This is a genomic window from Natrinema versiforme JCM 10478 (assembly GCF_000337195.1).
GTDB classification, from domain to species: Archaea; Halobacteriota; Halobacteria; order Halobacteriales; family Natrialbaceae; genus Natrinema; species Natrinema versiforme.
Window position 1 is genome coordinate 74,684 of record NZ_AOID01000016.1, and the last position, 22,310, is coordinate 96,993.

Consider the following 22,310-nt stretch of genomic DNA (forward strand, 5'->3'; position numbering starts at 1 on the left):
TCGAGTATGACCCAAAGCGACTGGGGAGACTGGCTCGTTCGCGACGTAGAGGACGCGGAACCCGACGGCGTCGCGGTCTGGTACCTCGGCTGTAACGGCTTTATCCTCAAAGGCCGCGAGGGAACGACGGTCTTCATCGACCCGTACGTCGGCCTGGGGAGTCCGCCGCGGACGATCCGCATGATTCCCGTTCCGTTCGATCCGGACGATGTCGAGGCGGCCGACGCCGTCTTCGCGACCCACGAGCACACAGACCACGTCGACGGGCCGAGTCAGGCCCCCATCCTCGCGAACACGGGCGCGACCTTCTACGCGCCCGACGACAGTCTCGCGGTCGCCCGCGAGGAGGAAAACTGGACCGAGGAGTGGGACGTGACCGACGATCAGCTGACGGAAGTCGCCGAAGGCGAGACGGTCGAGGTCGGTGAGTTCACGGTCCACGTCGAGGCGGCGAACGATCCCGACGCGACCCACCCCGTGAGCTACATGATCGAACACGATGCCGGGACCTTCTTCCACGGCGGCGACACGAAGCCAAGCGACGAGTTCGAACGGATCGGCGACGAGTACGAGATCGATCTCGCGGCGCTCGCGTTCGGCACCGTCGGGCAGATCCCCGACAAACAGACCCGCGAACCGAAGCGAACCCGCTGGTACAACGACGAGAACCAGATTATCGAGTGTGCGGCCGCCCTCGAGTGCGAGCGGCTCCTGCCGAGCCACTGGGACATGTGGAAGGGGCTGACCGCCGACCCGACGGCGCTTTACCACCACGCGAACAGCTTCGAGTATCCGCGCCGGCTCGAGATCCGCGAAATCGGCGATCGCGTCGACCTATAGGATCTGTCTACGGAGGGATATGAGACTGTCCGTACAATTTATAGTAATGGTATGGTAACGTTGGTTCCATATGAGTAGCACCGCCGACACGGATGACGTGATCGAGGTCAGTAGCGACGGGATAGCCGTCCGAAAGACGTTCGAAGCGGACGAGTTCCCCGTCCCAGCGATCCGGTTCCAGATCGAATCGGACCGCGACGAGCCGGTCACATTTCAGCTTTCGGAGGAGATTCCCGAATCGTTCCCGATGGACAAGGTCGGGTTCCATCCGGACTATCACAGCGACGACTGGACGGCGTTTCAGGACAACCACGTCGAGTTCACCGCCACGCTCGAGGCCGGCGGCCGACTCGAGACGGTCTACGGCATCCAGATCGACGACGAGAGCCGGGCCGCGGCGTTTCTCACCGAGCCGACGATCGTCGAACGCAACGCCGACGACGACGGCGCGGCAGACGCCAACGAGGTCGACGACGAGGTCATCGGCAACATCGTCTCCGAGGACCGGAATCAGGCGGTCAAAGACATGATCGCCGGCGAATCGGACACCGTCCCCGGACTCGAGGACGACGAGGATGATGGAGTCGATGCCGATTCGACGGCGGACGCAGGCGGTGCCACAGCGACAGACGAGGGACCCGACGACGAGCCGGCCGACGAGTCGGACGGACTCGACCTCGATCTCGGCAACGTCGATCCCGATCCGGTCGACGTCGAGACGGACGACGACGGCGATGCGGACGACGCGCCGGATATCGATCTCGGGTTCGAGGAAGAAGAGATTCCGGAGCCGGAAGACGACGCCGCGGACGGCGACGCGGCCGAGTCCGACGGACTCGATCTTGATCTCGGAACCGAAACCGAGGAGTTCGACGACGCGGAGGACGTGTCCGACGACTCCGAGGCCGGTGACGAACCCGAAATCGAACTCGACCTCGAGGAAGCGGCGGCTGCCGCCGACGAGGACGAGGACGAAGCCGACGAATCGACCACAGAACTGGACGCCGTCGACGACCTCGAGACGGACACGGCGGAGACGGACGACGAGCAACCGGCCGACGCGACGGACGATCTCGATCTCGAGGCGGCCGAGCCGGCCACCGAAACCGAGACCGACTCCGACGAGACGGACGAACCTGCACCCGACGAAACAGGCGACGCGGCGGCAGACGAGGTGGACGAACCCGCTCTCGACGAAGGCGACGCTGTCGACGAGGAGGCCGTCCTCGACGACGAACCAGAATCGGAAGCGGCTGACGCCGAAACGGACGCCGACTCCGTCGCTGCCGAAGCCGAGCCGGACGAGACCGAGACGGACGAGTCCGCGGCCGAATCGCTCGAGGCGACGACCGACGCCGAGTCCGAGCCGTCGGCCGAGGAAGACGCGGCAGCCGTGGCCGACGACGCCGACGAATCGGCCGCGACGGCCGCTGTGGCACCGAACCCGGATCCCGACTTTGGCGGCTCGGTCGCCGCCCGACTCGCGACCGAAATCCGCGACGGAACGATCGACGACGACGATCTCGAGACCATTCAGTCGGAACTCGATCTCGAGCCCGCGGGGCCGGAGATCGCCAAAGTCGAGCACCTCCAGAGTCGCGTCGAGGAGGTCGCGGCCTACACGGATGCCCTCGAGACGTTCCTCGAGGAGAACGGCACCGGCGCGCAACTCATCGAGGAACTCCAGACCGATATCGACGCCCTCGAGGACGATCTCGCGTCGATCGACGACCGACTCGAGGGGACCGAGACCACGGTCGACGATATCGAAGGCGACGTCGCCGACCTCACCGACTGGAACGGCGACCTCGAGACCGATCTGCGTGCGGTCGGCGACGACGTCGACGAACTCGAATCGGACGTCGTCGACCTTGCCGACGATATCGACTCGGTCGACGACGATGTCGAAACGGTCGCGGACGACCTCGACGATGTCGAAGATACCGTCGACACGGTCGAGAACGATCTCGAACGCGTCGGCGAAGACGTCGACTCCGTCGAGGAAGAAGTCGCGTCCGTCGGCAACGACCTCGAGACGGTCGAAGACGAACTCGAGGCTGTGCGAGAAGACGTGACCGATATTCAGGAGTGGCGCGACCAGCTCGGATCGATGTTCTCGGACTGACTCGGCTCAATCCCTGACTGCACGGCTCACGGCTCTTCCGGAAACACAACTCGTTTATCCGTCGCCGGTGGAGAACCGATCGATGGGCGAGACGATACCGATCGCTGTTCCACGCAAGGGGCGACCCCTCGAGTCGGTCCTCGACCGACTCGCGGACCGCCTCGATGTCCCCGAACTCGCGGACGACATCACGTCGACGCTTCGCCACGAAAAGGCACTCACGAAGGGGTCTATCGATCCCGACGAGGAGGACGTCTACCATCGTCTCGCCGACTACAGCTCCGTCGACGATCCGACCGAGCCCGAATACACGCTATTGCGGGACGACCGCGCCGGGAAGCCCCGCCGGATCGTCTTCGACAGCGTCACGATTCCGCTGACGAATATCGAAGGGGTACCCGACGACGCGGCGATTCAACTCGTCGGCCGCGAAGAGCCGTTTCGCTCCCTCCGAACCCACGAGTTCGCGCTCGGATTCGACAGCGCAGATCTGGTCCTCGAGGAGGTCGTCGAACTCCGGCCGGAACCGCTCAACCGGATCGCCGACGTGAACGCCCGGATCAATCCCGCCGATACCGACGTTCAGGTCGTCACCGGACTCGGCGATACGGTCTATCACACGTTGTTGGCAACGCCTGAGGTCGCCCCGTCGTCCGGATCGCTCGACCGGGACTTCCTCGAGGCCTACGAGGGACCGCTCTGTATCGAACCCAGATACGAACGGCTCGTCCAGGCGGTACTCGGCACGCGAACCCTCGACGGCGTCGACTTTCGCTACCCCGACGAGGACCGCGAGGAGGAGGCGGCCATCGCCGACGCGGGACTCGGCGTCTACCTGACCGTCACCGGCTCGACCGCTCGCGAACACGGGCTCTTGCTCGGCGAACAGCTCTTCCCGAGCGAGACAGTGTTGCTCGAAAACACGGCCGAAACCACTGATACGGTCGATCTCGTCCGCTCCCTGCTGAACGGCGGCGACCTCGAGACGGAACTCGCCGTCGAGCCGTAGACACCGTTCTCGAGGCTCGTCGATTCAGACTGCTGGCACCAATTTGCGGAGACACGTCACTACCGTTCGGTCGTGCGGCTACAGTCCCATCCCGTTACGATAGTGGTTGGAGACCGTTCTACTTGCTGGGAACGGCTTTGATATCGATGTCAACGCCGATGCAGCAGCGTTTCCGTTCGATGCGTTCGACAACCGATCGCGTTGGGTGTTCGTGCCGAATTTGATATAGCGAGATACAATTTATTCGTCCGATCTCGAGCGTGTGGGTTACAGATAATTGTAGTGAATTTCTGATATAGCGTGCAGCATACAGCCGGAATCGCCCGTCTGAAACCCTGCTGCTCTCCGGGTCATCGGCGCTGCGAATCAGCGCGGCCAGTTTCCTACACGGTGACAGCGTAGATGTGCTCGAGGTAGGTCTCACGAACGCGGTCGCCCCAGTTGTGGGTGTAGGTATCGATCACGTCGCCGGCGACGTCGCCGCGGAGGTACTGGACGATCCCCCGATCGCCGGTTCGATCCCGCAGATGTGTGGTGAAGAAGTGCCGGAAGTAGTGAGGCGTGACGTTCTCCTGGGTCCCACCGCCGGTCCGGTACCAACCGTGGTCTCGAGCGTGTTTTTCGACGATATAGCGGACATCCGACGGCGTGAGCCGCTCGCCCCACGAGTCTCTGGTGTCGAGAAAGAGCGGCCGTGCCGGCGAGGTCGCGTCGGGACGGATCGCCAGCCACTCGAGCAGCGCCTGCTGCAATTCGGCGTCGACGGGGACGACCGTATCGCGCTTTCGCTTGTTCGAGGCCGTCCGTTCCTCGCCGTTGACGGCCGTCCCGCGGGCCGGTTCGGCCGAAACGAACAGCGACGATGGCCGGCGCTCGAGGCCGACACGCGGCGACCACTCGCAGTCGAGTTTCGCCTGCACGGACTCGAGGTGGAGATCCCGCAAATCGAGGTTACACAGTTCACCGACGCGCATCCCCGTCTTCAGGAGGGTAACGATAACAGACCGCTCGAGGGGGTGAGCGATCGACTCGAGGAACGACCGCATTTCGCCGACAGAGAGGTCCCGTCTCGTCGGGTTGGTTTCGATCGATTCGGACATCTCCTCCATGACGAGCGCCATCGGATTGTCGTCGAAGACGCCGACGCGGGTCATATAGTCGTAGAATCGGTTGAGATAGGACGCGTAGCTCGCGATTGTACTCGATTCGAACTCGCCGCGCAGCGAGTGAATCCACGCCATACACTCTCGGCGCTCGGCCGCGCCGATCGCGTCCATGTCGAAGCGCTCCCGGACGAAGACCTCGAACTGGCGAAGCACCCGCTCGTAGGCCTCGAGCGTTCGGTCGCTCTTGCCGTGATAGCGCTGGTCATCGAGGAAGTACTCGATGGGGTCGGTCACGTCCGCCGGCGCGTCGGTCCCGGGTTCAGTCGCCATCGCCACCACCGTCGGTTGTCGTGTACCCGCCGTGGCGACCGCTGTATCGAATCCGGTTTTCCGACTGGAGCTCCTCGAGCGTCTCGTCCAATCGCGACTCGATGTCGTCCGAAACCGCCTCGAGGAGTCCGTCCCACGAATACGTGTCAGACGAAAGTAAATTGAGGACTTGTGTTTCGAGGGCGTTACCCCCAGGGTCTGGGTCGGGAGAATTGGGTTCCGCTGAACCGGATTCGAACCCCTTTCGCCCCGCTTGAACCATCGTTCGAACGAACTCGCTCTGGCTCATATCGAGATCATCGGCGTGGGATTGCCACTCCTCTTTCTGGTAGGCCGGCACGTACGTTTTGACAGATTTTCGAGTTGTATCCGCCGAATCGCTCATACGCCATCCGTCAAACGCAGTGATCTTCAATCTACCCATTATTCGATCTAAGTGAGTCAATGCAAAAAAGTGAAACCGCCGCGCCCTCTGGCGGTTTTCAGGCCTCGAGTAATGGTCAGAAACCAGAGAATCCGGGGGATCAGGCATGAACTACTGCCCACAGTGCGGCGGGAAACTCACGACCGAGACCTCGCCCGGCGGCATCCCTCGCCGAGTCTGTTCCGACTGTGACGGTGGTATTCGATGAGCGACGACGAACCCGCTTTCTCCGTGACTACATCCCTCACTCGAGGGACCGGCACCGACGACCGCGACTCGTTCAAAGTCACGGTCGCGGCCGACGATCTCGAGGAACTGGACCGGAAGCTCGAGCGGATGCGCGAACGACTCGGCGACCACATGGCCGCGTGCCTCGAGATGCAGCCGGAGAACAAGACCGGCCGGAAGATCGCGGACGATCAGGCCGGACTCGATGAGGTGGAAGCATGACCTACACGAAGGAGAGCTTCATTCGCCGGCTCGAGGAGAAAGACCACGTCGAACAAGTCGGCGATCTCGGTAACAGCGTCGTCGCGTTCGAGACTGTGTCCAAGGACATGAGCGCATACGGCGCGCTTATCGCCGACACCGAATGGACAATCACAGCTACCGACTGGAACCAGCGAGCGGTCTTCTTCGCACCCATCAGGGAGGTGCAGAACGAGTGACGTACCTCGATTTCCGCCACGAGGCAGACGAGCAAACGACCAGCTGGCAGCGCGCCGATCCTCGAGCCGCGCTCGTCGAGCGAGTCGATCCGATCACCTTCCGAGTCATGCTCCAAGGCGGCAGCGAGTACCACCGCGTTCACTACGCCCTCGAGCGCGGCGCACACGTCGGCTGGTGCGACTGCAAGGGCTTCGAGTACCGAGACGACGAGAATAGCCCCTGCGCGCACCTCTGCACGCTTCGGAAAGCCGAGGGACCGGGCGAGATTACCCCGCTCGAGACAGTCAACGGCGAGCCTATCGAAGCGGTCGATTCATCCGCGCTCGAGGGAGGGACCGAGATCGAGCCGGACAAGCGAGCCATGACCGACGGTGGACTGATTGACCCACCGGCAGCCGGGAGCGACGGCCGCACCTTCGGACGGCCGGAGTCGAGGCTGTAGCCACGCACGCGCCACCCGCGCGCGACTCCCTCGGATATCCCCCCAAGGGGGGAGATATCCTCACGTACCGAACTTAGCGCCGTCATGCGAATATCGGGGTATCCAAACGGGATATCCCGACCCCCCGAAGATACCGAGACACCATGCAAGTCAACACCAAAATCGACGACGAACTGATAGCCGGTCTCGAGCGAGAGATGGACACAGAGAGCGTTCAGGAGTGGATTCGAGAGCAAATCCGCCAAGAAGTCGGCCCCGATCTTGACGATAACCCCGACACGTCGTACTACCCCGAACGCAACCGTGACCGGAGAGTGTACGAAGCACTCCTTCAACACGGCGGACACGACGTTTTAGCCAACTACGTGCGGCTTGACGATATCAAGCCCGAGATGGCGATGGAGAGCCAGATATCGAAGGACGATATCTACGGCACCCTGAAGCGGATGGAGCGGCACAACCACGTGCGCCTCGAGTCAGGCATGTACGCGAACGACCCGGTGCAAGTTCGCGCCCGTCCGCCGTCCGCCGACCCCGACATGTGGACCCGTGCGAAAAGTCGAGATCGGCAGATGGACCCCGATATCCTCACCACCGCAGCCGGCGAGTCGTCGGCAGCCCAGAGAAAGCTACTCCGTGATATCGAAGCGGCAGACGACGAGAATACCTCCCCGACGGAGGCGGTCGCGGATGACTGACTGCTACGAGTGCGGGAAGGTCGTCGGTATCTCAAACGGCGAAGGAACCGTCCTCTGTCGGACGTGTTCGCCGTTCGGCGTTCCGACGCGCTACCTTCCGACCAGCGGTTCCGGTTCACCGGAGGTGCCGGCAGATGATTGACCCTGTTTTCTGCCCGGAGTGTGACACCGAGACGAACAAATTTCGCCGGATGTGCGAGAGTTGCGGCTGCGATAAGTGGGCCTCAGAACTGGGTGTTAGACCATGATTCGGTGGCTCAAGCGGAAAGTCCTGTGTGGCCTTGGCCTCCATTCCGGCTACGTCGAAGCAGGCCAAGACGACGGCGAGAGCTACCTGTTCTTCCACTGCTCACGGTGCGGCCGTGACCTCTGGCCTACCGAAGTTCAGGGGATACATAACCTGTACTACGAGGGTAGGGAACTCGAGCGGCCACAACCCGAGTGTGTGCTGTGCGGAGACCCGGCAGACTGTCTCGTTCCGAACGCGCCCGGTATGGGGAACGAACGCTACTGCAACGACTGTTGCCCGCGCTGTAACCCGACTTCCGCGATAGACGATAAGGAGGAAAGCCATGAGTGACGCCGAACGCGGACCGAACGGCTTCCCCTACATCTCCCCGGACACGTCGTTCAGTACGTGGGAGAACGGCGAGCACTGCATCATGCTGAAGCGAAAGGACGGGAAGGCCCTGAAAGTGAACCTGAAGCCGGAACAGATGGAGGGGCTACGAGAGGCTATCACCCACCACCTCGAGCACGCTTCCGGCGAGGGGGACGAGCAGGAAGGTGGTTCGCCATGAGCTACGATCAGGAGTGTTCAGACTGTGGTAGCACCATGACGGCAGCCGCGAACTACTGCCCGTTCTGTGGAGAGCCAACGGTCGAGACGAGCGGCGACAACCCCTCGAACGAACCGACGAAATGGGACGAGTGGACCCTTCTGGAACTCGAGTGGGACTGTATCACCCGACGAGCGAAGGCCCGCTTCATGGAGGAGTGGGAGAAGCGCGAAGACTGGAAAAACTTCGAGTCGAGATACCACGTCTACAAGGCCCAAGACCAGCTATCTGTGGCCTCTTACCACTCTCGACAGAACGATTCAGGCGAACTCACGAAGACGAACATAGCCGACGCCGTGAATCATATGCTCATGGCTATGGCAACGCTGGAAGTCGATAACGAGGAATGCCAGCCTATCACCTCCGAAGGTGAACTTCTACGTCGCAGAGGTATTTCCGCGAACGGGGGGCCGCCGGAACGCTCGTAATAGCGCTGACCCCAGCTTTTTTCTAGATTGCGACAAATAAGAGGGCATGGTAGTTCCAATCGGATTAAAAGAACATATTGCGCGATTCCTGAGAAGGAACGCCGACCGCACGGACGCAAAGCTTGGAGATGTCGAAACGGATTCGCTCAGTACAGAGGAACAACAACACGTTGCAAGTGATGGCACCCCAGTCGGGGCTTGGAAGCCCTTTGACCTCTCGACCTATTCCGACGGAGGGATGGGGCTTCACTGGGACCCCGACGACTCTCATGGCCTCTCCCCGCTAATCCTTGGTCACAACGGTGGTATCGCACAGATCCATGATGGGACGTTCTACGAGTTTATCAAACTCTTCGACGGCGGTGATGGGTCGAACACGTTCATCGGAATAGAGAACGAGATTCCGGGTGGAAATCTCGCTATTGAATCGCAAGACGGAGGACAGGTCTATATCCAGACGGGTGTTGCAAACGACAAGCAACCTCGTTTTATCGTAAATGACCCCGGAGAGTCAACAGATACAGTTACAGAGGGTGATTTCGCTCGGTTCCTCGCCCTAAACCATCTCATCTTCGGCGAAGCGATGGAACTGCGATACAACAACGGAACAGACGGCGAAGTAAAACGTGTCTATCAGGACATCGACTCACAAAAGGTTGGCTACGACTATCGGTCGGGCTACAAGCCAACATGGTCCGTTAGCGGATCTGACCATCTGGCGTTCGGGACGCCGTACTACTCCAGCAACTCTCACGTTCGATTTCACAAAAATAGCGACAAGCGCGGCAATGTTGACCGCCAAAGCGGGGGGACCGAATACAGTCAGCGCGCCCAGCCAACAACTGATGAACTGAACGGGGGAGACTCAATGATCTACTGTTCAGACGGCAGCGACGGCCATTCCGCAGGGGATCTCGTCCATGCGTTCAACAACTCTGGAACCATCCAAACGAATGTTATCAGCGCAGCCAGCAACACGGCCTAACGCTGCTTAATGACGCTGTAGTGAACGTCGTTCCACACGGTTGACCCTCGTGAAATAATCCATTCCGCGAAGCGGCAGGAACCGGACCCTACAACTCCGCTTCTTCGAGATCAGCGTTCAGGAACGAGTCGATACCCCTTATCAGCGACCAAGCAAGTACCCAGAGGGCCAGAATCGTCGTTGTGACGCCGATATAGAACCCCATCCATATCTCCCCCATCAGCTACCACCGTACTTGCGAATCGCTCGAGCGAACGGGAACCCGAGCCACCCACAGAACTTGATCCATGCCTCGAGAGAGACCCAGAACGCCCCCGTTGCTAAGACCACGCGACCGTAGATTTCGAGGAGATCAACGACCCCCATCAGAACACCTCCCGATACTTTTCCTCGACCCACATCCCGACGCGAAGGCAGAAGACAGCAGCGAACACACCAGGTAGGAGCAGCGGCATCAAGATTATCTCGAGTACGCCGAACTCCCGATCAACGTCCACATCTACGAACGGCGTATCCATCTCCGCCATCAGAACACCTCGGAGACGGGCAGCTTGTGCTGCCGACCGTCCCGTTTCGAGTGACCGGCACGGTTCCAGCCGCCCCGGTCTTTCACCAGCTGCGTGACGGTCGCCGGTTTCATCCGCCGGTGGTCCAGTGGCTCAGGGGTTGACCCACTCGAGAGAATCACGAAGTCGTACCACGCGACGTTTTGGCCGTCCGACGCGGTAAGCGAGCGGTGGTTATCTTCCCAGATACGGAACCTGCGGTCAGGACGAGCAGACTTTACCTCGTGTTTCGCGCCGGTCCGAGGGTTGACGAGATCGCACCAGTCGCGCCCGTCCGCCCGCTCGAGGGAGAACTGTGCCGCTACCCACTCGGAAGCGTCCCGTCCGCGCTCTTGGGACGGGAATAGGTCTTCGCTCATGCGAATTCCTCCGGTACCGGAGCGTTCGTTTCTACGTAATCCCCGCCGTCCGTGACGGACCAGTGGTAGGGACCAGTGGCCGCTTTCACTTCATCCGCTGCGCGCCCCATCCGCTCGGCGCTGAAGAAGTGTTCGGCCTCATTCCCGAACGGACCCACCCAGATTTTGAGCGGCATATTCGCCCGGTGTTCTTCCGGCAGGTTCCACGGCCGCTGTGTGACGACGAGAGAACGAATATCGTCCGTTTGCTCGCTCGAGTTGGCCATATTACCGCCTTGCGCGAGACACCAGCCGAGACCTTCCGAATCTTGGAAGCTCTGGGCCTCATCGTGTACCACGATCTTCCGACCCGGCACGTTCCGCAGGAACTCGATCACCGGCTCATGGGACGCAGGTGAGCCACCGTCACGAGGATAGAAGTCGAACAGCCGGTACCCCGCCCGGTAGGACTCAGCCAACCCCTTCAGGGTACGAACCCGCCGTACCCGATCCTTCCGGTTGACATACCCGAGACCCTTGGGATTGTAGAATACCCCCACATCATGCCACCCTTGCACGACGCTGTTTTGGAACCACCAGTTAGCCAGTACCGACTTTCCGCCGTAGTCATCCCCGGCACCCGTCGCGCCCGAGATCAGGACGTGAGACCCGTCCGTGAGGTAGTACGTTTGCATCAGGCATCCCCCACAGTCGGTAGCCCAGACACATTCACCGAGTCGCCGTCACCGTCACCGCCCCCACCGCTCGAGGAGGTATCACCGGCCGACCCAGACGAGCCGCCGTCATCGTCCGACGTAGCCGATAGGACAGCTCCGATAGCGAACTTTGCAAGATCGACACCGGCCCACGCGTCATCTACGTTGGCCCACTTTTCGAGACCCCGGAGACCGTACCGTTTCCAGTGGTCTCGGATGTCATCCAGCCCCTCGAGTTGGGAGATCGGCGTATTCGGTTCAGTATTCTTCAGGCCCTCGATGAACCACGGAGAGCCACCACTATCGGTACCCGGTTCCGACCCACCCATGTCGATCTGTCCGTCCATCGGCGAGCCTTCTGCGCCCGAATCACCCATTTCACCCGCTCCCGTTGCGAACTCGGCAGCCGCTCGAGGATCCATATCGTCACTCATCGGAGAACACACCCCCACAGCCGAGGCAGACGTAATCCCCCTTCCTCAGCATCCTAACGTGGTCGTCCTCGAGACGATCCCGGTTTCGGTCGAGGTAGACATCACTGCTTTCGTTATCTTTTGACCCACAATTCGGACACTCCGGCTCGGACGCGGACGGCACCGGATCATTCGGCCCGTCATCTGACTCAGGGAACTCAGGAGCGCCCCCGCTCGAGGGACTACCGGATTGACTACCGTTTCCACCCGGCCCGGTACCACCGTCAGGGGTAGCCGGTTCAGACCCGTTATCTTTGGCCGTGTAGAGCCGGCCATATGCGTCCTCTAACTCGGAGAAGGCGGCGTGTTCGTCGTCCTGTTTGTTGACCATGTGGATAGCTACCCCATGCTCGGTATCGTGCGGGGAGTCGCAGATAGGACAAGTGCGCCCCATCACACCCACCCCGCAGTTACGACGACGAGGGTAGCCCACATCAGGAGCGTTATCGCCTTATTTACCACCTTAGACGACCGAACGCTAAGGATTAACGCTGCAAGCGTTACGGTTCCGAGACCAATAAGTCCCATATACCTACCTATAGGTAATTGGACGCTTAAACCCTATGGCGCTATATATGGAAGCGTAATGAATCTGAAAGGGCAGGTCCCGCTGTTCAACGACAGTGTTGACCCGACCAATCCCGCAGAACTGGGAGGTAAAGTAGTTGGATACACCATCGGCGTCGTCGTCGCGCTTATCGCGCTCGCACTCGGTACGTGGGTCTTCGAGCGAGGCAACGCCGCGGCAGGCACCGAGGCAGAGGCCGGTATTCCGGTGGCGGGTGAATAACGATGGCGGACCAACTCACTCGCGCACAGCGGCACCCGGACCCGGACGTTCGTGATCTCGCACAGGGCGGCTCGCCGAAAACGATCCGGTCGTCCCACCTCGAAGACGGCGCGACGATGAACGCCGGCAACGAGGTTACGGTCTGGAAGTCGAAGGTGCCCGCCGACAAGGCGTACCTGCACGGACACGGCACCGACAACCGCGAGAGCGGACCTGAGGCGTTTATCTACGCGAGCATTCAGAACAGCACCCCGGAACAGATCGAAGGAGATCTGTACGCTGTCATCACCGACAGCGAGGGCCGAGACGTGCACGCTCGGAAGGAGATCGGCGACCTCGAGACTCTGGCAGCTGCGGAGGACGACAACCGCACCGAGCGGCCGATGTATCCGGTTCAGGTTCCCATCGCCCGCGAAGACCAGCACCTCGAGCTTCGCGTCGTCGCTGATAGTGCATCCGACGGGGATGAACTCTCGGCATCCGATAGCTCGATTCGGATGTACTACACCGAGTACAACAACTGATTCGGGGGTTCCTGATATGCCTTTTTCCCGGAAGGAAACAAAGCGCTTTAGCGTCAGCGTTGGCCCCGGAGAGACCGCAACAGCATCGACCACACTCGATTATGATGCGACGGTTGAAGAGATCGATGTCCGCATCTACCAAGGAGCGGAAAACGAGATCGGAGTAGTCCCCTACCGGATTCGGGACGCCGATCAATTGACGCTCGTCGATCTTATCGGCAAAAGCAAAATCTACGGCGACGGTGATTACTGGACGTTCAACGTCGCCGAATCCGTCGAAGAGGGTGACGAAATCGGTATCGAAGTCGAACATGAGGCGGACAGCTATCAGTTCGATGTTGACGTAGATGTCACCCTCGACCAAGCAGGCGGCGCGAGCCGTGTTCTCTCCGCTATCAGCGGGGTGTTCAGCTAATGGTATCGGAACAATTCAGTCAGGCAGTCAGGGGTAGCGGCGGAGACCCGATTGACGTTTCGTCATCGACCGGCAGCCTCGAGACGAACGAGTACGGGAGCGCAACGAGCGCAAGCGCATCGGCGTACCCCATCACGGTTGACCCGGCTTGGCAGATCGAGGAAGTGATGTTTTTCGCTCTGCCCGACGACAAGGAGGTAACAGCCACTCTCGAGGATGGATCCTCCACCACGTTCGAGCCGAAAGGCCCCGATTGGGTCCTCAACACCCTCGAGATCGACGTTCTCGAGATCACCGATCCAGAGAACAGCGAGGGAGAAACGAGCCTGCTGGCGGTGGGTGACTAAGATGATTGGTGGCGGGCTGACCGGTGACGAAGATACCAGCATCACTGACGGCCTCGGCGGCGGCGGTGGCGGTGGCGGCTCCTCGAGCGATGACGACGGCGGCTCGAGCGGCGGCAGTTCCGGCGGGTCGTCCTCGAGCGGCGGCGGTATCGACATCGGCGGCGGGCTGACCGGTGACGAAGATACCAGTATCACCGACGGTCTCGGAGGCGGTGGCGGCGGTGGCGGCTCCTCGAGCGATGACGACGGCGGGTCGTCCGGCGGCTCGAGCAGCGGGTCGTCCGGCGGCGGTGGTATCGACATCGGCGGCGGGCTGACCGGCGACGAAGATACCAGCATCACCGACGGTCTCGGCGGCGGTGGCGGCGGCGGCTCCTCGAGTGACAGCGACTCGAGCGACGACGGCGGTGGCCTCCTCGACGGCGGGCTGACCGGCGACGAGGATACCAGTATCACCGACGGTCTCGGAGGCGGTGGCGGCGGTGGCGGCTCCTCGAGCGATGACGACGGCGGAGGCCTCCTTAGTGGCGGACTCACCGGCGATTCTGATACGTCCATCACCGATGGACTCACCGGCGGCGGTGGTTCCTCAAGCGGTGACGACGACGGCGACGGTGGCCTTCTCAGCGGCGGCCTGACCGGCGACGAGGATACGAATCTCTTCAACGATTGGAAGACGATGACCGACAAGTTCGCAGACCCCGGCACTGCCGAGGGCGAACCGTCCGAACCCATAGGCAGCGCGCCGGGATTCGCCGGAGCGCTCACCGGCGTCGGATCGGCCGGCACGATTGCGTCGGCGGCGTCGAAGCTCCTGCCCGGTGGGACGAAGACGTCGGCCGGGATCGGCGGCCTGATCGGTGGCCTCGGACTCGGCTCGAGCGACGGTGACGGCGACGGCGGGGGCGGCCCGCTCTCGTTGATTCCAGGACTCGGCGGTGGCTCGAGCGACGGCGACGGCTCGAGCGGCGGACTGCTATCTGGCCTTCCGTTCATCGGAGGTGGAGGTTCCGGCAACGGCCAGCAGCCGGAACAGCCGGCGCAAGGCGACGAACTCCAGCAGGCCCGGCAGCGGATGCAGAATCAGCTATCAGCAGCGAAGGAACGGCTCAAGAGCCAGTACCAGAAGCTGCTGGGTCAACAACAGAGCGGAGACGGCGAAGGCGGACTTCCGACCGGACTGCTCGCGGTGGGTGGTCTCGCGGTCGTTGGAGTGATCGCTTTCGTCTTCGGAAGTGATGAATCATGATCGGTGGATTATCCAAAATCGTAAGCAGCGGCGGTAGTATCGGCGGGAAAGTCACGAACTTCGCAAAGTCGCCTGCGGGTATCGGGACCGGTGGCCTCCTTGGAGGTATCGGTCTCGGAACTATCGCCGGCGGCGACTCGAGTGATAGTGGCTCGAGCGGTGGCGGCGTCGATCTCGGCGAGTGGGGACAGGAAGATTACGGCTCCAACAGCGGTGGCTCGAGCGGCGGTATTCCGTTCATCGGCATCGGCGGCGGTGGCGGCTCGAGCAGTGGCAGCGGCCTCGGTCCCCTCGTCATGCTCGCGGGAGTGATCGCTGTCGCTATCGCCCTCTTGGGCGGTGATTAGATGGCCGCATTCAGCTTCATCCCGAAGGTCGGCAAGAACCTTCCGACCGGGAGCCTGAAGACACTCGGCACCAAGATCGGGAGCGCACTGAAAGGCTCGAAAGGAGGCACAGCAGCTATCGGTGCTGGCGGCGGCTACGCCTATAACGACATCACGGACCAGCTTGGCATTCAGACCGGACAGGGGAAGGTTGACCTTCTGGTTTACGGCGGTCTGGCGATTGGCGCGGTCGTCGCGTTCGGCCAACTGTTCGATATTCAGATTGGAGGCGGTGGGTAGGCATGGCTATCGTACTCTCGGAAGCACTGTTAGCGGCGATCCTCGCGGCCCAAGTCGCTCAGATCGGTTTCGAGGCGCGACTACTGAACCGTCTCTCGACAGTTGAGACTCGAGTCGAAGAGCGGACAGAGGCAACATGAACGAACTGATAGGAGCGGTGCTTATCGGCTACGTGCTCGGAGCGGTCCCAAGTTCCGAAACTGGCCGTATCTCGGTAGCAGCACTTGGGAAGAAACTCGGCATCAAGCCGAAAGAGATCGAGAAATACAACGACACGGAGAATAACAATGAGTGATATCGGCAGAGGACCCACGAAGGAGCATAGCCACAGCGGACCGAACGACGGCGGCGGATCGATAAGTCCAGAGTTCCGAAACAACAGGGTGACGGTCGGCCCCGACGATGACCTTCAAACGAAAATCTCAGACGCGGGCACACTCTCAGCGATAGAGTGGGAGCCGGGCGTTTACGAGATCGGCGAGACGGTAGTTGCGTCAGATCTGAGTGTGTGGGACGTTCCAGCAGGCGCAGAGTTCCGCCCTACCGCTGACTTCACCATGTTCGACCTTGGAGCAACTGGCTTTCGTCTCGACGGGACGATCGCCATCCGCGACCCGACGGCCGAAACATCATCCGCCTACGTCGTGGACTGCACCGGTACGCAGCAGTCGAAATACGATCATTTCGACGTTCGCGACGTTTACAACGGTGTGAAAATCGGGTCCGCGGGGTCCTCAGAGACACAAGCAGAAAGCCAGTTCACGAAGCTGGAGGTTCGGGACGTGCGGAATAACCCCCTGATTGCAGAGGGAGAGACTCACGATAACCACTTCGGCGAGGCGTTTCTCTCTGCGATTAACGGGAACATCGGACTCGTGTGGAACACCGAGGGAGTGGACGGCGGGAACATCTTCGACGAGCTGAAGATTGTCGATACTGGATCCCACAACCTGCACATCAACGGACTGAGCAAAGACCTGTTCATCCAACAGTTGACGCTTGATAAGGCGGGTAGCAACGAGGGCGTCAACGCAGACGGGATGCTGGTCGAAACCGGGGCGAGACTCCTTCAAATCGGCCAACTCTGGTCGGGGTCCGCCGACCGGCACGCTGTGAACTTCGATGCAAGTTCATCGGACCCCATTTCTGGGCTTCAGATCGGGCAGGCCGAGCTTATCAACTACGACCAGATAGGGTTTGCCGCAAACCGCTACGTTCAGAACGGCTTTATCGGCCATATTGAAACCCGTGGCGGCGATTACGGCGGCCGGTTCCTGAACAGCGGCCACGAAAACGTCTGTATTGGGTCGGTTCGGTCGCGAAACAACGCGACCAACGGATGGGACGCCCCCGGCGCTGTTAGTGACGTTCATATCGGCCACGAACAGGTATCTGACGGGATTGCACAATCCCAATTCTCCACAGTCGAAGGGCATGGCCTCGAAGCGGCAGGGACAGGGAACGCCCCAAGCGCGGCGAACTATCGAGAGGGCCAGACTGCGGAGAACACCGACGACTCTACCCTCTGGATCAAAAGCAACGGTTCGATGGTCCAACTTGCCTGACCAGTGCTGTGTAGTGTGCGGCCGATTCTTTTCTATCTCCCCTGAAAGATACGTTCCGCCTTTCGGCTATAGGCGGCATTTGTCTCGAAATCTACTTTCCGACAATTGGTTATAGTCGGCACGCTCCCCGCGATCTCGAGCCCATTCTATTCGTTTGACCCACTTTCAGAGACATTCCGCCAGATCAATTTTCCGCGAAGGGTAGAACTACCGGCCCATACCGGAAACGTGAAATGGTCGGGAAATCAATAGAAATTCATGCAGACCCGACCTTACGAGAAGAAGGAAGGTAAGAGAATCTGGCTGAACCGAGAGGAGCAAGACCAACTCCTATCTGGCATTCAGGACCAGCCACGACTCAGGATAGCCCTACAACTCGGCCTGCACGGCCTACGTACTGACGAGATAGTGAGAGTCGAGCCGGGACACCTCCGAGACATAGAAACCCGTCAGGACGGCACTGAGAAGTTTGTGCTTGAAATCCCGAAAGGGAAGACTGGCGCTCGAGAGGTGCCGATTGACGCGGACCTGAAAGAGCGTATCAACTACCTGAAGGCGGCAGACCAAGACCTCGGTAAGCACGATCCGATCATTGACGTTTCTAAACGGACCCTCCGCAACTGGATAGGCAACGCTCGAGACGAACTTGACGGAGACTACAGCAAGCTGGGGATGCACGATCTACGTCGAACATGGGCGACAGACACCTACTACAGCTTGGCGTTCGAGGGAGTCCCGATAGCGGAGGAGTTAGTCATGTCGTGGGGAGGGTGGAAAATGACTGCTACCGGCCGCGAGACCTTCCGAGAGAACTATTTGGGACCGGTCCCCGACCACGTCACGGCTCAGGCGCTCGAGACGCTATAGCAGAACGCGGTTTATTCTCGTCGCTGTCGCTCGAGAGTTTTGAAAAGCAGTGCCCCGAAAGTGCATGGCTCTGGGGGCACAGAATACCGTATTCAGTAGCCTATTCTAAGTGTTCGCGCAGCGCTGCACGAACAATCTCTGACTGAGGGACCCGGTAAGTTGAGCTTTCGGATTTTTCTTCTAACTTTTCTGCAAGCTCTGGCGGTATGCGGACACTAATCGTCTTGTGGCCTTCGGAGGCTACCGACATACACAATGTATTGAACGTCATTACACATAAAGCTCTAGGAGACCGTATTCCGCTTAATGATTGTATTACATCCACCACGAGGTTGTTAGGATGTCACTACGTTATGGAAAAGACTAAGGTCCAGAGATGTAGATAGACTATCTGCATGGCACAGAATACCGATAAGTCGGATTCCTACACCTTCTTGCAAATTCGGTGTGAATCTGACTTCAAGGAAAACCTGCGTGTTGCGGCCGCACAGAGCGGTAAATCAATGTCTGAATTTGTTAGGGAGACCCTACAGCAGACATGGGAAGGTACAGAGTCCGAGATAAGTGAGTTTATGTCGAGATACGAACCCCGTATTGTGCGAAGTGTGGTGACATAGTTAGATATTAACTACAGTAGCAGTCCCGCGAATTCAGATATGCAATTCTGATATGTGGCCCTATGGTTTGGGATATATACTGGCGGGAAGACTGCCGGCGATCGATCTCCCGATGGCACACCGTGTCACCTATCACTCACTCGGTGGCCAGTGAATGCGATTCCGTCCGTTCTCATAGAGGACTCGAGCGGGGATGTCGGGTCGCATGAGTGGGTTCGGAACTGCTCGAGCGGGTCGCGATTTCCGTGTAGCTGTCGCGGTCGTCGCCGCAGCCGACCGGCTACCGATGAGTCGTGATTATCGATCCGAACAGGCCGGGATCGGCTCGAGTTCTCGTTCCGCCGCGCGGTCAAGCACCAAAGTTCGGTCGGGAATTCGGCAAGCGGTTCCTCGGGTGGGGGCTCGAGTTCGAGTCGACCTGCTCCACTCCGTCGACAAAAGCGCGTTCCGTCAGCGAGGAACAGCGCGATACCACCCCGAAATCGACTCTCGAGGCCGATTGACCGCAATACGGTTGTGACTGCGTGTCTCCCCGGTCGATTCGACGAGTCGTCGTACTACCGTTCTCGTGTCTCTGTAATGCTGTCGCGGAAACGTCGCCGATTATCGATCAGTAATCGGTGTTTCAGTCGACTACAGCGGACGTCGAGCCGCTGTCCCGCCGATGGCTCACTGGAGTAGGGTCGTAACCCTCTCCAGACGCTTCGTTCGGTTTGTCGACAGCATCAGTCTGCAGTGCCTGTCTCGGACTCGACTGTCATAGGGAGTCTCCGGTTCGACACTGGATGGTGCGAGGAACACGGTACAGGCCACTGATTCGGCCGCCTCCATCTCCGGTCTCCATCGGAGCGATCAGCTTTAGGGGTGGTCTCGAGTCTCTCAGGAGAGCCCAGTCACTCTCCTAACGGACACTCTCACCGGCTTGAACTCGTTCTCAGTAGTATTCCCACTTCAGTTCGAAGCCTCTCAGAGCGCCGCTGAGCGGATTTCAGTGGTGTGCGTCCATCACGATGCGACATCGTCCCTTCACCGCAGACTTCAGCACGACTGGCTGTCCGCTTCGAACAGTCTGCGTCGATGGGATGGCCTCTCCAATTCCGTTCGCTGGACGGAATCGCTGTCCGTACCCAGACTAATAAAGTAGATAGCGCTATATTCATTCGAAGGGGTGAGACTGGATAGGAGCGACCGGTTCGCGGCTTCCTCGAAACTATGGCTCCCTGCAGGTACGATACGTGCCGTCACCGGAATCGGAGCCGGTCCTTCTCTGTTGATAACATAGCGCAGTCCGCATCGGCGGTAGTTATTCCCTGCTGGTGGCCTTCCGGACTGTTATGGCCGATATGACCGTCGAGGAAGCGATGGAAAAGTACGGGCCGTCCGAACTAACGCGCGACGATCTCCTGGAACTCGAGGACCCGAACTACATCGCGGAGAACGTCGCGATCGTGACCGGGGCCGGCTCGGGGATCGGACAGGCGACCGCGCTGGCTTTCGCCGCGAACGGGCTCACCGTCCTTGCGACCGATCGCGACGAGGAAGGGCTGGCCGAAACGCGGACGCAGTCCGAAGACCTGTCGCTGCCCGGCGAACTCCACACGGTCGTCGCCGACCTGACGAACGACGCCGACCTCGAGCGGATCGTCGACGAGGCGGCCGAGGCGGGCAGCGTCCGCTATCTGGCCAACATCGCTGGGATCCAGACGGTCGCGCCGATCGAGTCTTTTCCGCTCGAGAAGTACGACCTGATGCACGATGTCATGCAGCGGGCACCGATGGTCCTCGCCAAACACTGCCTGCCACACTTCCGCGACAACGAGGACGGAGCGGGCGTCGTCGGGAACATGTGCTCAGTCCACGGCCACATCGTGACCCGGGACAAGGTGGCCTACAACACGACGAAGTTCGGGCTCCGGGGGCTCACGCAGTCGATCGCTGCCGAGGGTGAGGGGAAGGTCCGGGCGTTTACCGTCAGCACCGCCTACGTCAAGACGGCGCTCGTCGCGAAACAACTCCCCGACACGGCCGACCGGCGCGACATGACCGTCGACGAGGTCGTCGAGAACGTCATGCTAGAGCGCACTCGCGTCAAGGAGATGATGGAGCCCTACGAGGTCGCGAACCTGTACGTGATGGGCTGTTCGCATCACAGCAAGCACCTCAACGGCGGCGACATGACCCACGAGGGCGGGATGAGCCTCACTTACTGAGTCCCGAAATCACGGAACCTCGGTGTAGTTCGTCGGCCGTGCGTCGGCGGCCCGGTCGGCGAGGAAAGACCCCGCTCGCTCGCGGTCGGTCCGGAACAGCGCGTCGATGAGTGCCGGCGACCGGTCGAGTTTCGTCGACCACCGGAGTTCCTCGTCGAACCTGACCCGCCGGATCCGTGTGCGTGTACCGGTCCGGCAGATAGCCCGCATCGACCCACTCATTTACCTGTTCGATGAACGCGACCTCCTGCTCGAGTGCGGTATTGCCGCTGAGTTCGTTTCGCCGGTCGGCGATTTCGGCCTGGGAGCGGGGGACTTTCGACCGAGTGGAGGGATTGATCTGGACGAGCCAGACCTCGTCGGGATCCGGAATGTCGGCGGCCGTCGAGAAGTCCCGGACCGGCGGGTTCTTCGAGAAGAGCCCGTCCCAGTAGTAGCCGTCGTCGACGTCGATGGCGTCGAAGATGCCGGGCTCGGCGGCGCTGGCGAGGACGGCGTCGGCGGACATCTCGTGGCCGCGAAACACTCGAAACTCGCCGGTCAACACGTCGATCGCGCTCACCAGTAACGCCGGGAGGACGGCGTTCTCGGTCCGCCGCCGCTCGCGGATCGTATCGCTCAGCGATCGAACGCGCTCGAAGTCGACGTGTTGCTCAAGCAGCGATCGAAGCTCCCGCTGTGCCATCATCCCGGCGGGAGTCTGTGTCGGGCTGTACTGGGGCAATCCGACCCCCATCGTCCTGAGTTCGGTCATCGCGACCGCGAAATCGTTGACGAACTGCTCAGCGGGCGTGGTCGCTTTCAGATCGTTCCAGAACTCGCCGAGCAGTGCGCCGGGCGCGAGATCAGGATGGACGTGTCCGTACCAGCCCAGCAGCGCACAGATCGCGCCACCGGACGTCCCCGAGAACCCGACGAGATCGTACTCCGGGCGGGCGATCTCCGGGAGGAGCCGCTGGAGCGCCCCCGCAGTGAACGCCGTGTGACTTCCGCCCCCTGACAGGCGATCGCGACTTTCGTGTGCTCGTCGCTCATTCCGATGGCCGTTTCGGAGTCGGGGCCATGTAACTACCTCTCTCGAGCGACCGGCATCGGTCCTCGCCGCCCGGCGC

General features: G+C 60.7%; 34 protein-coding genes. 24 read left to right on the top strand and 10 right to left on the bottom strand.

Annotated features, from left to right (window positions below):
- Window positions 1-6 precede the first annotated feature (6 nt).
- From C489_RS05040 to C489_RS05050, 3 genes are all read left to right on the top strand, one after another.
- Entirely contained in the window at window positions 7-840 is an 834-nt protein-coding gene (locus tag C489_RS05040; protein WP_006430082.1) for an MBL fold metallo-hydrolase, read from the top strand.
- A gap of 70 nt (window positions 841-910) precedes the next feature.
- The gene (locus C489_RS05045) at window positions 911-2,965 is read left to right on the top strand and encodes a midas domain-containing protein (RefSeq protein WP_006430083.1); all 2,055 of its coding nucleotides are present in this window, start codon (window positions 911-913) and stop codon (window positions 2,963-2,965) included.
- Between the two features lie 82 nt (window positions 2,966-3,047).
- On the top strand, window positions 3,048-3,974 hold the full coding sequence (locus tag C489_RS05050; RefSeq protein ID WP_006430084.1) for a hypothetical protein: 927 nt from the start codon (window positions 3,048-3,050) through the stop codon (window positions 3,972-3,974).
- A gap of 383 nt (window positions 3,975-4,357) precedes the next feature.
- On the opposite strand, the gene C489_RS05055 is transcribed toward C489_RS05050, so the two are convergent.
- A complete protein-coding gene (locus tag C489_RS05055) occupies window positions 4,358-5,410 on the bottom strand; it encodes a tyrosine-type recombinase/integrase (protein WP_006430085.1) in 1,053 nt (350 codons plus the stop codon).
- Window positions 5,400-5,795, bottom strand: a complete 396-nt coding sequence (locus C489_RS05060) for a DUF5805 domain-containing protein (protein ID WP_049890618.1) — start codon at window positions 5,793-5,795, stop codon at window positions 5,400-5,402. Before C489_RS05060 ends, C489_RS05055 begins: the two co-directional genes overlap by 11 nt.
- 145 nt (window positions 5,796-5,940) lie before the next feature.
- On the opposite strand from C489_RS05060, the gene C489_RS23000 reads away from it, so the two are divergent.
- From C489_RS23000 to C489_RS05095, 9 genes are all read left to right on the top strand, one after another.
- Window positions 5,941-6,042, top strand: a complete 102-nt coding sequence (locus C489_RS23000; protein ID WP_152423100.1) for a zinc ribbon domain-containing protein — start codon at window positions 5,941-5,943, stop codon at window positions 6,040-6,042.
- Window positions 6,039-6,284, top strand: a complete 246-nt coding sequence (locus tag C489_RS05065; RefSeq protein ID WP_006430087.1) for a DUF7389 domain-containing protein — start codon at window positions 6,039-6,041, stop codon at window positions 6,282-6,284. The genes C489_RS23000 and C489_RS05065 overlap by 4 nt, the downstream gene beginning before the upstream one ends.
- Entirely contained in the window at window positions 6,281-6,502 is a 222-nt protein-coding gene (locus tag C489_RS05070; protein ID WP_006430088.1) for a hypothetical protein, read from the top strand. Before C489_RS05065 ends, C489_RS05070 begins: the two co-directional genes overlap by 4 nt.
- Complete coding sequence (locus tag C489_RS05075; protein WP_006430089.1) at window positions 6,499-6,945, top strand: hypothetical protein; 447 nt, start codon at window positions 6,499-6,501, stop codon at window positions 6,943-6,945. The genes C489_RS05070 and C489_RS05075 overlap by 4 nt, the downstream gene beginning before the upstream one ends.
- A 197-nt stretch (window positions 6,946-7,142) precedes the next feature.
- On the top strand, window positions 7,143-7,643 hold the full coding sequence (locus C489_RS05080) for a hypothetical protein (protein ID WP_152423101.1): 501 nt from the start codon (window positions 7,143-7,145) through the stop codon (window positions 7,641-7,643).
- A complete protein-coding gene (locus C489_RS21835) occupies window positions 7,636-7,785 on the top strand; it encodes a hypothetical protein (protein ID WP_160163631.1) in 150 nt (49 codons plus the stop codon). The genes C489_RS05080 and C489_RS21835 overlap by 8 nt, the downstream gene beginning before the upstream one ends.
- Before the next feature lie 430 nt (window positions 7,786-8,215).
- Window positions 8,216-8,443, top strand: coding sequence for a hypothetical protein (locus tag C489_RS05085; protein ID WP_006430091.1), 228 nt, complete (start codon window positions 8,216-8,218; stop codon window positions 8,441-8,443).
- Entirely contained in the window at window positions 8,440-8,910 is a 471-nt protein-coding gene (locus tag C489_RS05090) for a zinc ribbon domain-containing protein (protein WP_006430092.1), read from the top strand. Before C489_RS05085 ends, C489_RS05090 begins: the two co-directional genes overlap by 4 nt.
- A gap of 46 nt (window positions 8,911-8,956) precedes the next feature.
- Window positions 8,957-9,895, top strand: coding sequence for a hypothetical protein (locus C489_RS05095; protein WP_152423102.1), 939 nt, complete (start codon window positions 8,957-8,959; stop codon window positions 9,893-9,895).
- Between the two features lie 88 nt (window positions 9,896-9,983).
- On the opposite strand, the gene C489_RS22855 is transcribed toward C489_RS05095, so the two are convergent.
- The 6 genes from C489_RS22855 to C489_RS05110 are packed head-to-tail and all read right to left on the bottom strand — an operon-like array spanning window position 9,984 to window position 11,862.
- Window positions 9,984-10,115 carry a hypothetical protein gene (locus tag C489_RS22855; protein WP_275039567.1) on the bottom strand — a complete coding sequence of 44 codons (132 nt, stop codon included), beginning with the start codon at window positions 10,113-10,115 and terminating at the stop codon, window positions 9,984-9,986.
- Window positions 10,115-10,261: a hypothetical protein gene (locus C489_RS21840; RefSeq protein ID WP_160163632.1), complete on the bottom strand. Its 147-nt coding sequence runs from the start codon at window positions 10,259-10,261 to the stop codon at window positions 10,115-10,117. Before C489_RS21840 ends, C489_RS22855 begins: the two co-directional genes overlap by 1 nt.
- A complete protein-coding gene (locus tag C489_RS21845) occupies window positions 10,261-10,422 on the bottom strand; it encodes a hypothetical protein (protein WP_160163633.1) in 162 nt (53 codons plus the stop codon). Before C489_RS21845 ends, C489_RS21840 begins: the two co-directional genes overlap by 1 nt.
- A complete protein-coding gene (locus C489_RS05100; protein WP_006430094.1) occupies window positions 10,422-10,820 on the bottom strand; it encodes a hypothetical protein in 399 nt (132 codons plus the stop codon). Before C489_RS05100 ends, C489_RS21845 begins: the two co-directional genes overlap by 1 nt.
- Window positions 10,817-11,494 (bottom strand): hypothetical protein, encoded by a 678-nt coding sequence (locus tag C489_RS05105; RefSeq protein WP_006430095.1) that lies wholly within the window; start codon window positions 11,492-11,494, stop codon window positions 10,817-10,819. Before C489_RS05105 ends, C489_RS05100 begins: the two co-directional genes overlap by 4 nt.
- Window positions 11,494-11,862: a hypothetical protein gene (locus C489_RS05110; protein ID WP_152423103.1), complete on the bottom strand. Its 369-nt coding sequence runs from the start codon at window positions 11,860-11,862 to the stop codon at window positions 11,494-11,496. The genes C489_RS05105 and C489_RS05110 overlap by 1 nt, the downstream gene beginning before the upstream one ends.
- A 430-nt stretch (window positions 11,863-12,292) precedes the next feature.
- Here C489_RS05110 and C489_RS21490 point away from each other — a divergent pair, with 430 nt between their 5' ends.
- From C489_RS21490 to C489_RS05160, 10 genes are all read left to right on the top strand, one after another.
- On the top strand, window positions 12,293-12,778 hold the full coding sequence (locus tag C489_RS21490; protein ID WP_152423104.1) for a hypothetical protein: 486 nt from the start codon (window positions 12,293-12,295) through the stop codon (window positions 12,776-12,778).
- Window positions 12,779-12,780: 2 nt separating this feature from the next.
- Window positions 12,781-13,302 (top strand): hypothetical protein, encoded by a 522-nt coding sequence (locus C489_RS05125; protein ID WP_006430099.1) that lies wholly within the window; start codon window positions 12,781-12,783, stop codon window positions 13,300-13,302.
- Window positions 13,303-13,318: 16 nt separating this feature from the next.
- Window positions 13,319-13,717, top strand: coding sequence for a hypothetical protein (locus C489_RS05130; RefSeq protein ID WP_006430100.1), 399 nt, complete (start codon window positions 13,319-13,321; stop codon window positions 13,715-13,717).
- On the top strand, window positions 13,717-14,064 hold the full coding sequence (locus C489_RS05135) for a hypothetical protein (protein WP_006430101.1): 348 nt from the start codon (window positions 13,717-13,719) through the stop codon (window positions 14,062-14,064). The genes C489_RS05130 and C489_RS05135 overlap by 1 nt, the downstream gene beginning before the upstream one ends.
- Window positions 14,057-15,313 carry a hypothetical protein gene (locus C489_RS05140; protein ID WP_152423105.1) on the top strand — a complete coding sequence of 419 codons (1,257 nt, stop codon included), beginning with the start codon at window positions 14,057-14,059 and terminating at the stop codon, window positions 15,311-15,313. Before C489_RS05135 ends, C489_RS05140 begins: the two co-directional genes overlap by 8 nt.
- Window positions 15,310-15,660 carry a hypothetical protein gene (locus C489_RS05145; RefSeq protein WP_006430103.1) on the top strand — a complete coding sequence of 117 codons (351 nt, stop codon included), beginning with the start codon at window positions 15,310-15,312 and terminating at the stop codon, window positions 15,658-15,660. The genes C489_RS05140 and C489_RS05145 overlap by 4 nt, the downstream gene beginning before the upstream one ends.
- Window positions 15,661-15,939 (top strand): hypothetical protein, encoded by a 279-nt coding sequence (locus tag C489_RS05150; RefSeq protein ID WP_006430104.1) that lies wholly within the window; start codon window positions 15,661-15,663, stop codon window positions 15,937-15,939. It abuts the gene before it with no gap.
- Between the two features lie 136 nt (window positions 15,940-16,075).
- Window positions 16,076-16,234, top strand: coding sequence for a hypothetical protein (locus C489_RS21850; protein ID WP_160163634.1), 159 nt, complete (start codon window positions 16,076-16,078; stop codon window positions 16,232-16,234).
- Complete coding sequence (locus tag C489_RS05155; RefSeq protein ID WP_006430105.1) at window positions 16,227-17,504, top strand: hypothetical protein; 1,278 nt, start codon at window positions 16,227-16,229, stop codon at window positions 17,502-17,504. Before C489_RS21850 ends, C489_RS05155 begins: the two co-directional genes overlap by 8 nt.
- 258 nt (window positions 17,505-17,762) lie before the next feature.
- On the top strand, window positions 17,763-18,371 hold the full coding sequence (locus C489_RS05160) for a site-specific integrase (protein WP_006430106.1): 609 nt from the start codon (window positions 17,763-17,765) through the stop codon (window positions 18,369-18,371).
- A gap of 100 nt (window positions 18,372-18,471) precedes the next feature.
- Here the strand turns inward: C489_RS05160 and C489_RS23005 are convergent, their stop codons facing one another.
- Window positions 18,472-18,642, bottom strand: coding sequence for a ribbon-helix-helix domain-containing protein (locus C489_RS23005; RefSeq protein WP_083902759.1), 171 nt, complete (start codon window positions 18,640-18,642; stop codon window positions 18,472-18,474).
- 124 nt (window positions 18,643-18,766) lie between these two features.
- Here C489_RS23005 and C489_RS23010 point away from each other — a divergent pair, with 124 nt between their 5' ends.
- Both C489_RS23010 and C489_RS05170 read left to right on the top strand, forming a co-directional pair.
- Entirely contained in the window at window positions 18,767-18,988 is a 222-nt protein-coding gene (locus C489_RS23010) for a ribbon-helix-helix protein, CopG family (RefSeq protein WP_083902760.1), read from the top strand.
- Window positions 18,989-20,331: 1,343 nt separating this feature from the next.
- Window positions 20,332-21,198 carry an SDR family NAD(P)-dependent oxidoreductase gene (locus C489_RS05170; protein ID WP_083902761.1) on the top strand — a complete coding sequence of 289 codons (867 nt, stop codon included), beginning with the start codon at window positions 20,332-20,334 and terminating at the stop codon, window positions 21,196-21,198.
- Here C489_RS05170 and C489_RS05175 read toward each other — a convergent pair.
- Window positions 21,188-22,201 carry a patatin-like phospholipase family protein gene (locus C489_RS05175; RefSeq protein WP_239642034.1) on the bottom strand — a complete coding sequence of 338 codons (1,014 nt, stop codon included), beginning with the start codon at window positions 22,199-22,201 and terminating at the stop codon, window positions 21,188-21,190. The two genes, C489_RS05170 and C489_RS05175, sit on opposite strands and share 11 nt — an antisense overlap.
- Window positions 22,202-22,310 lie beyond the last annotated feature (109 nt).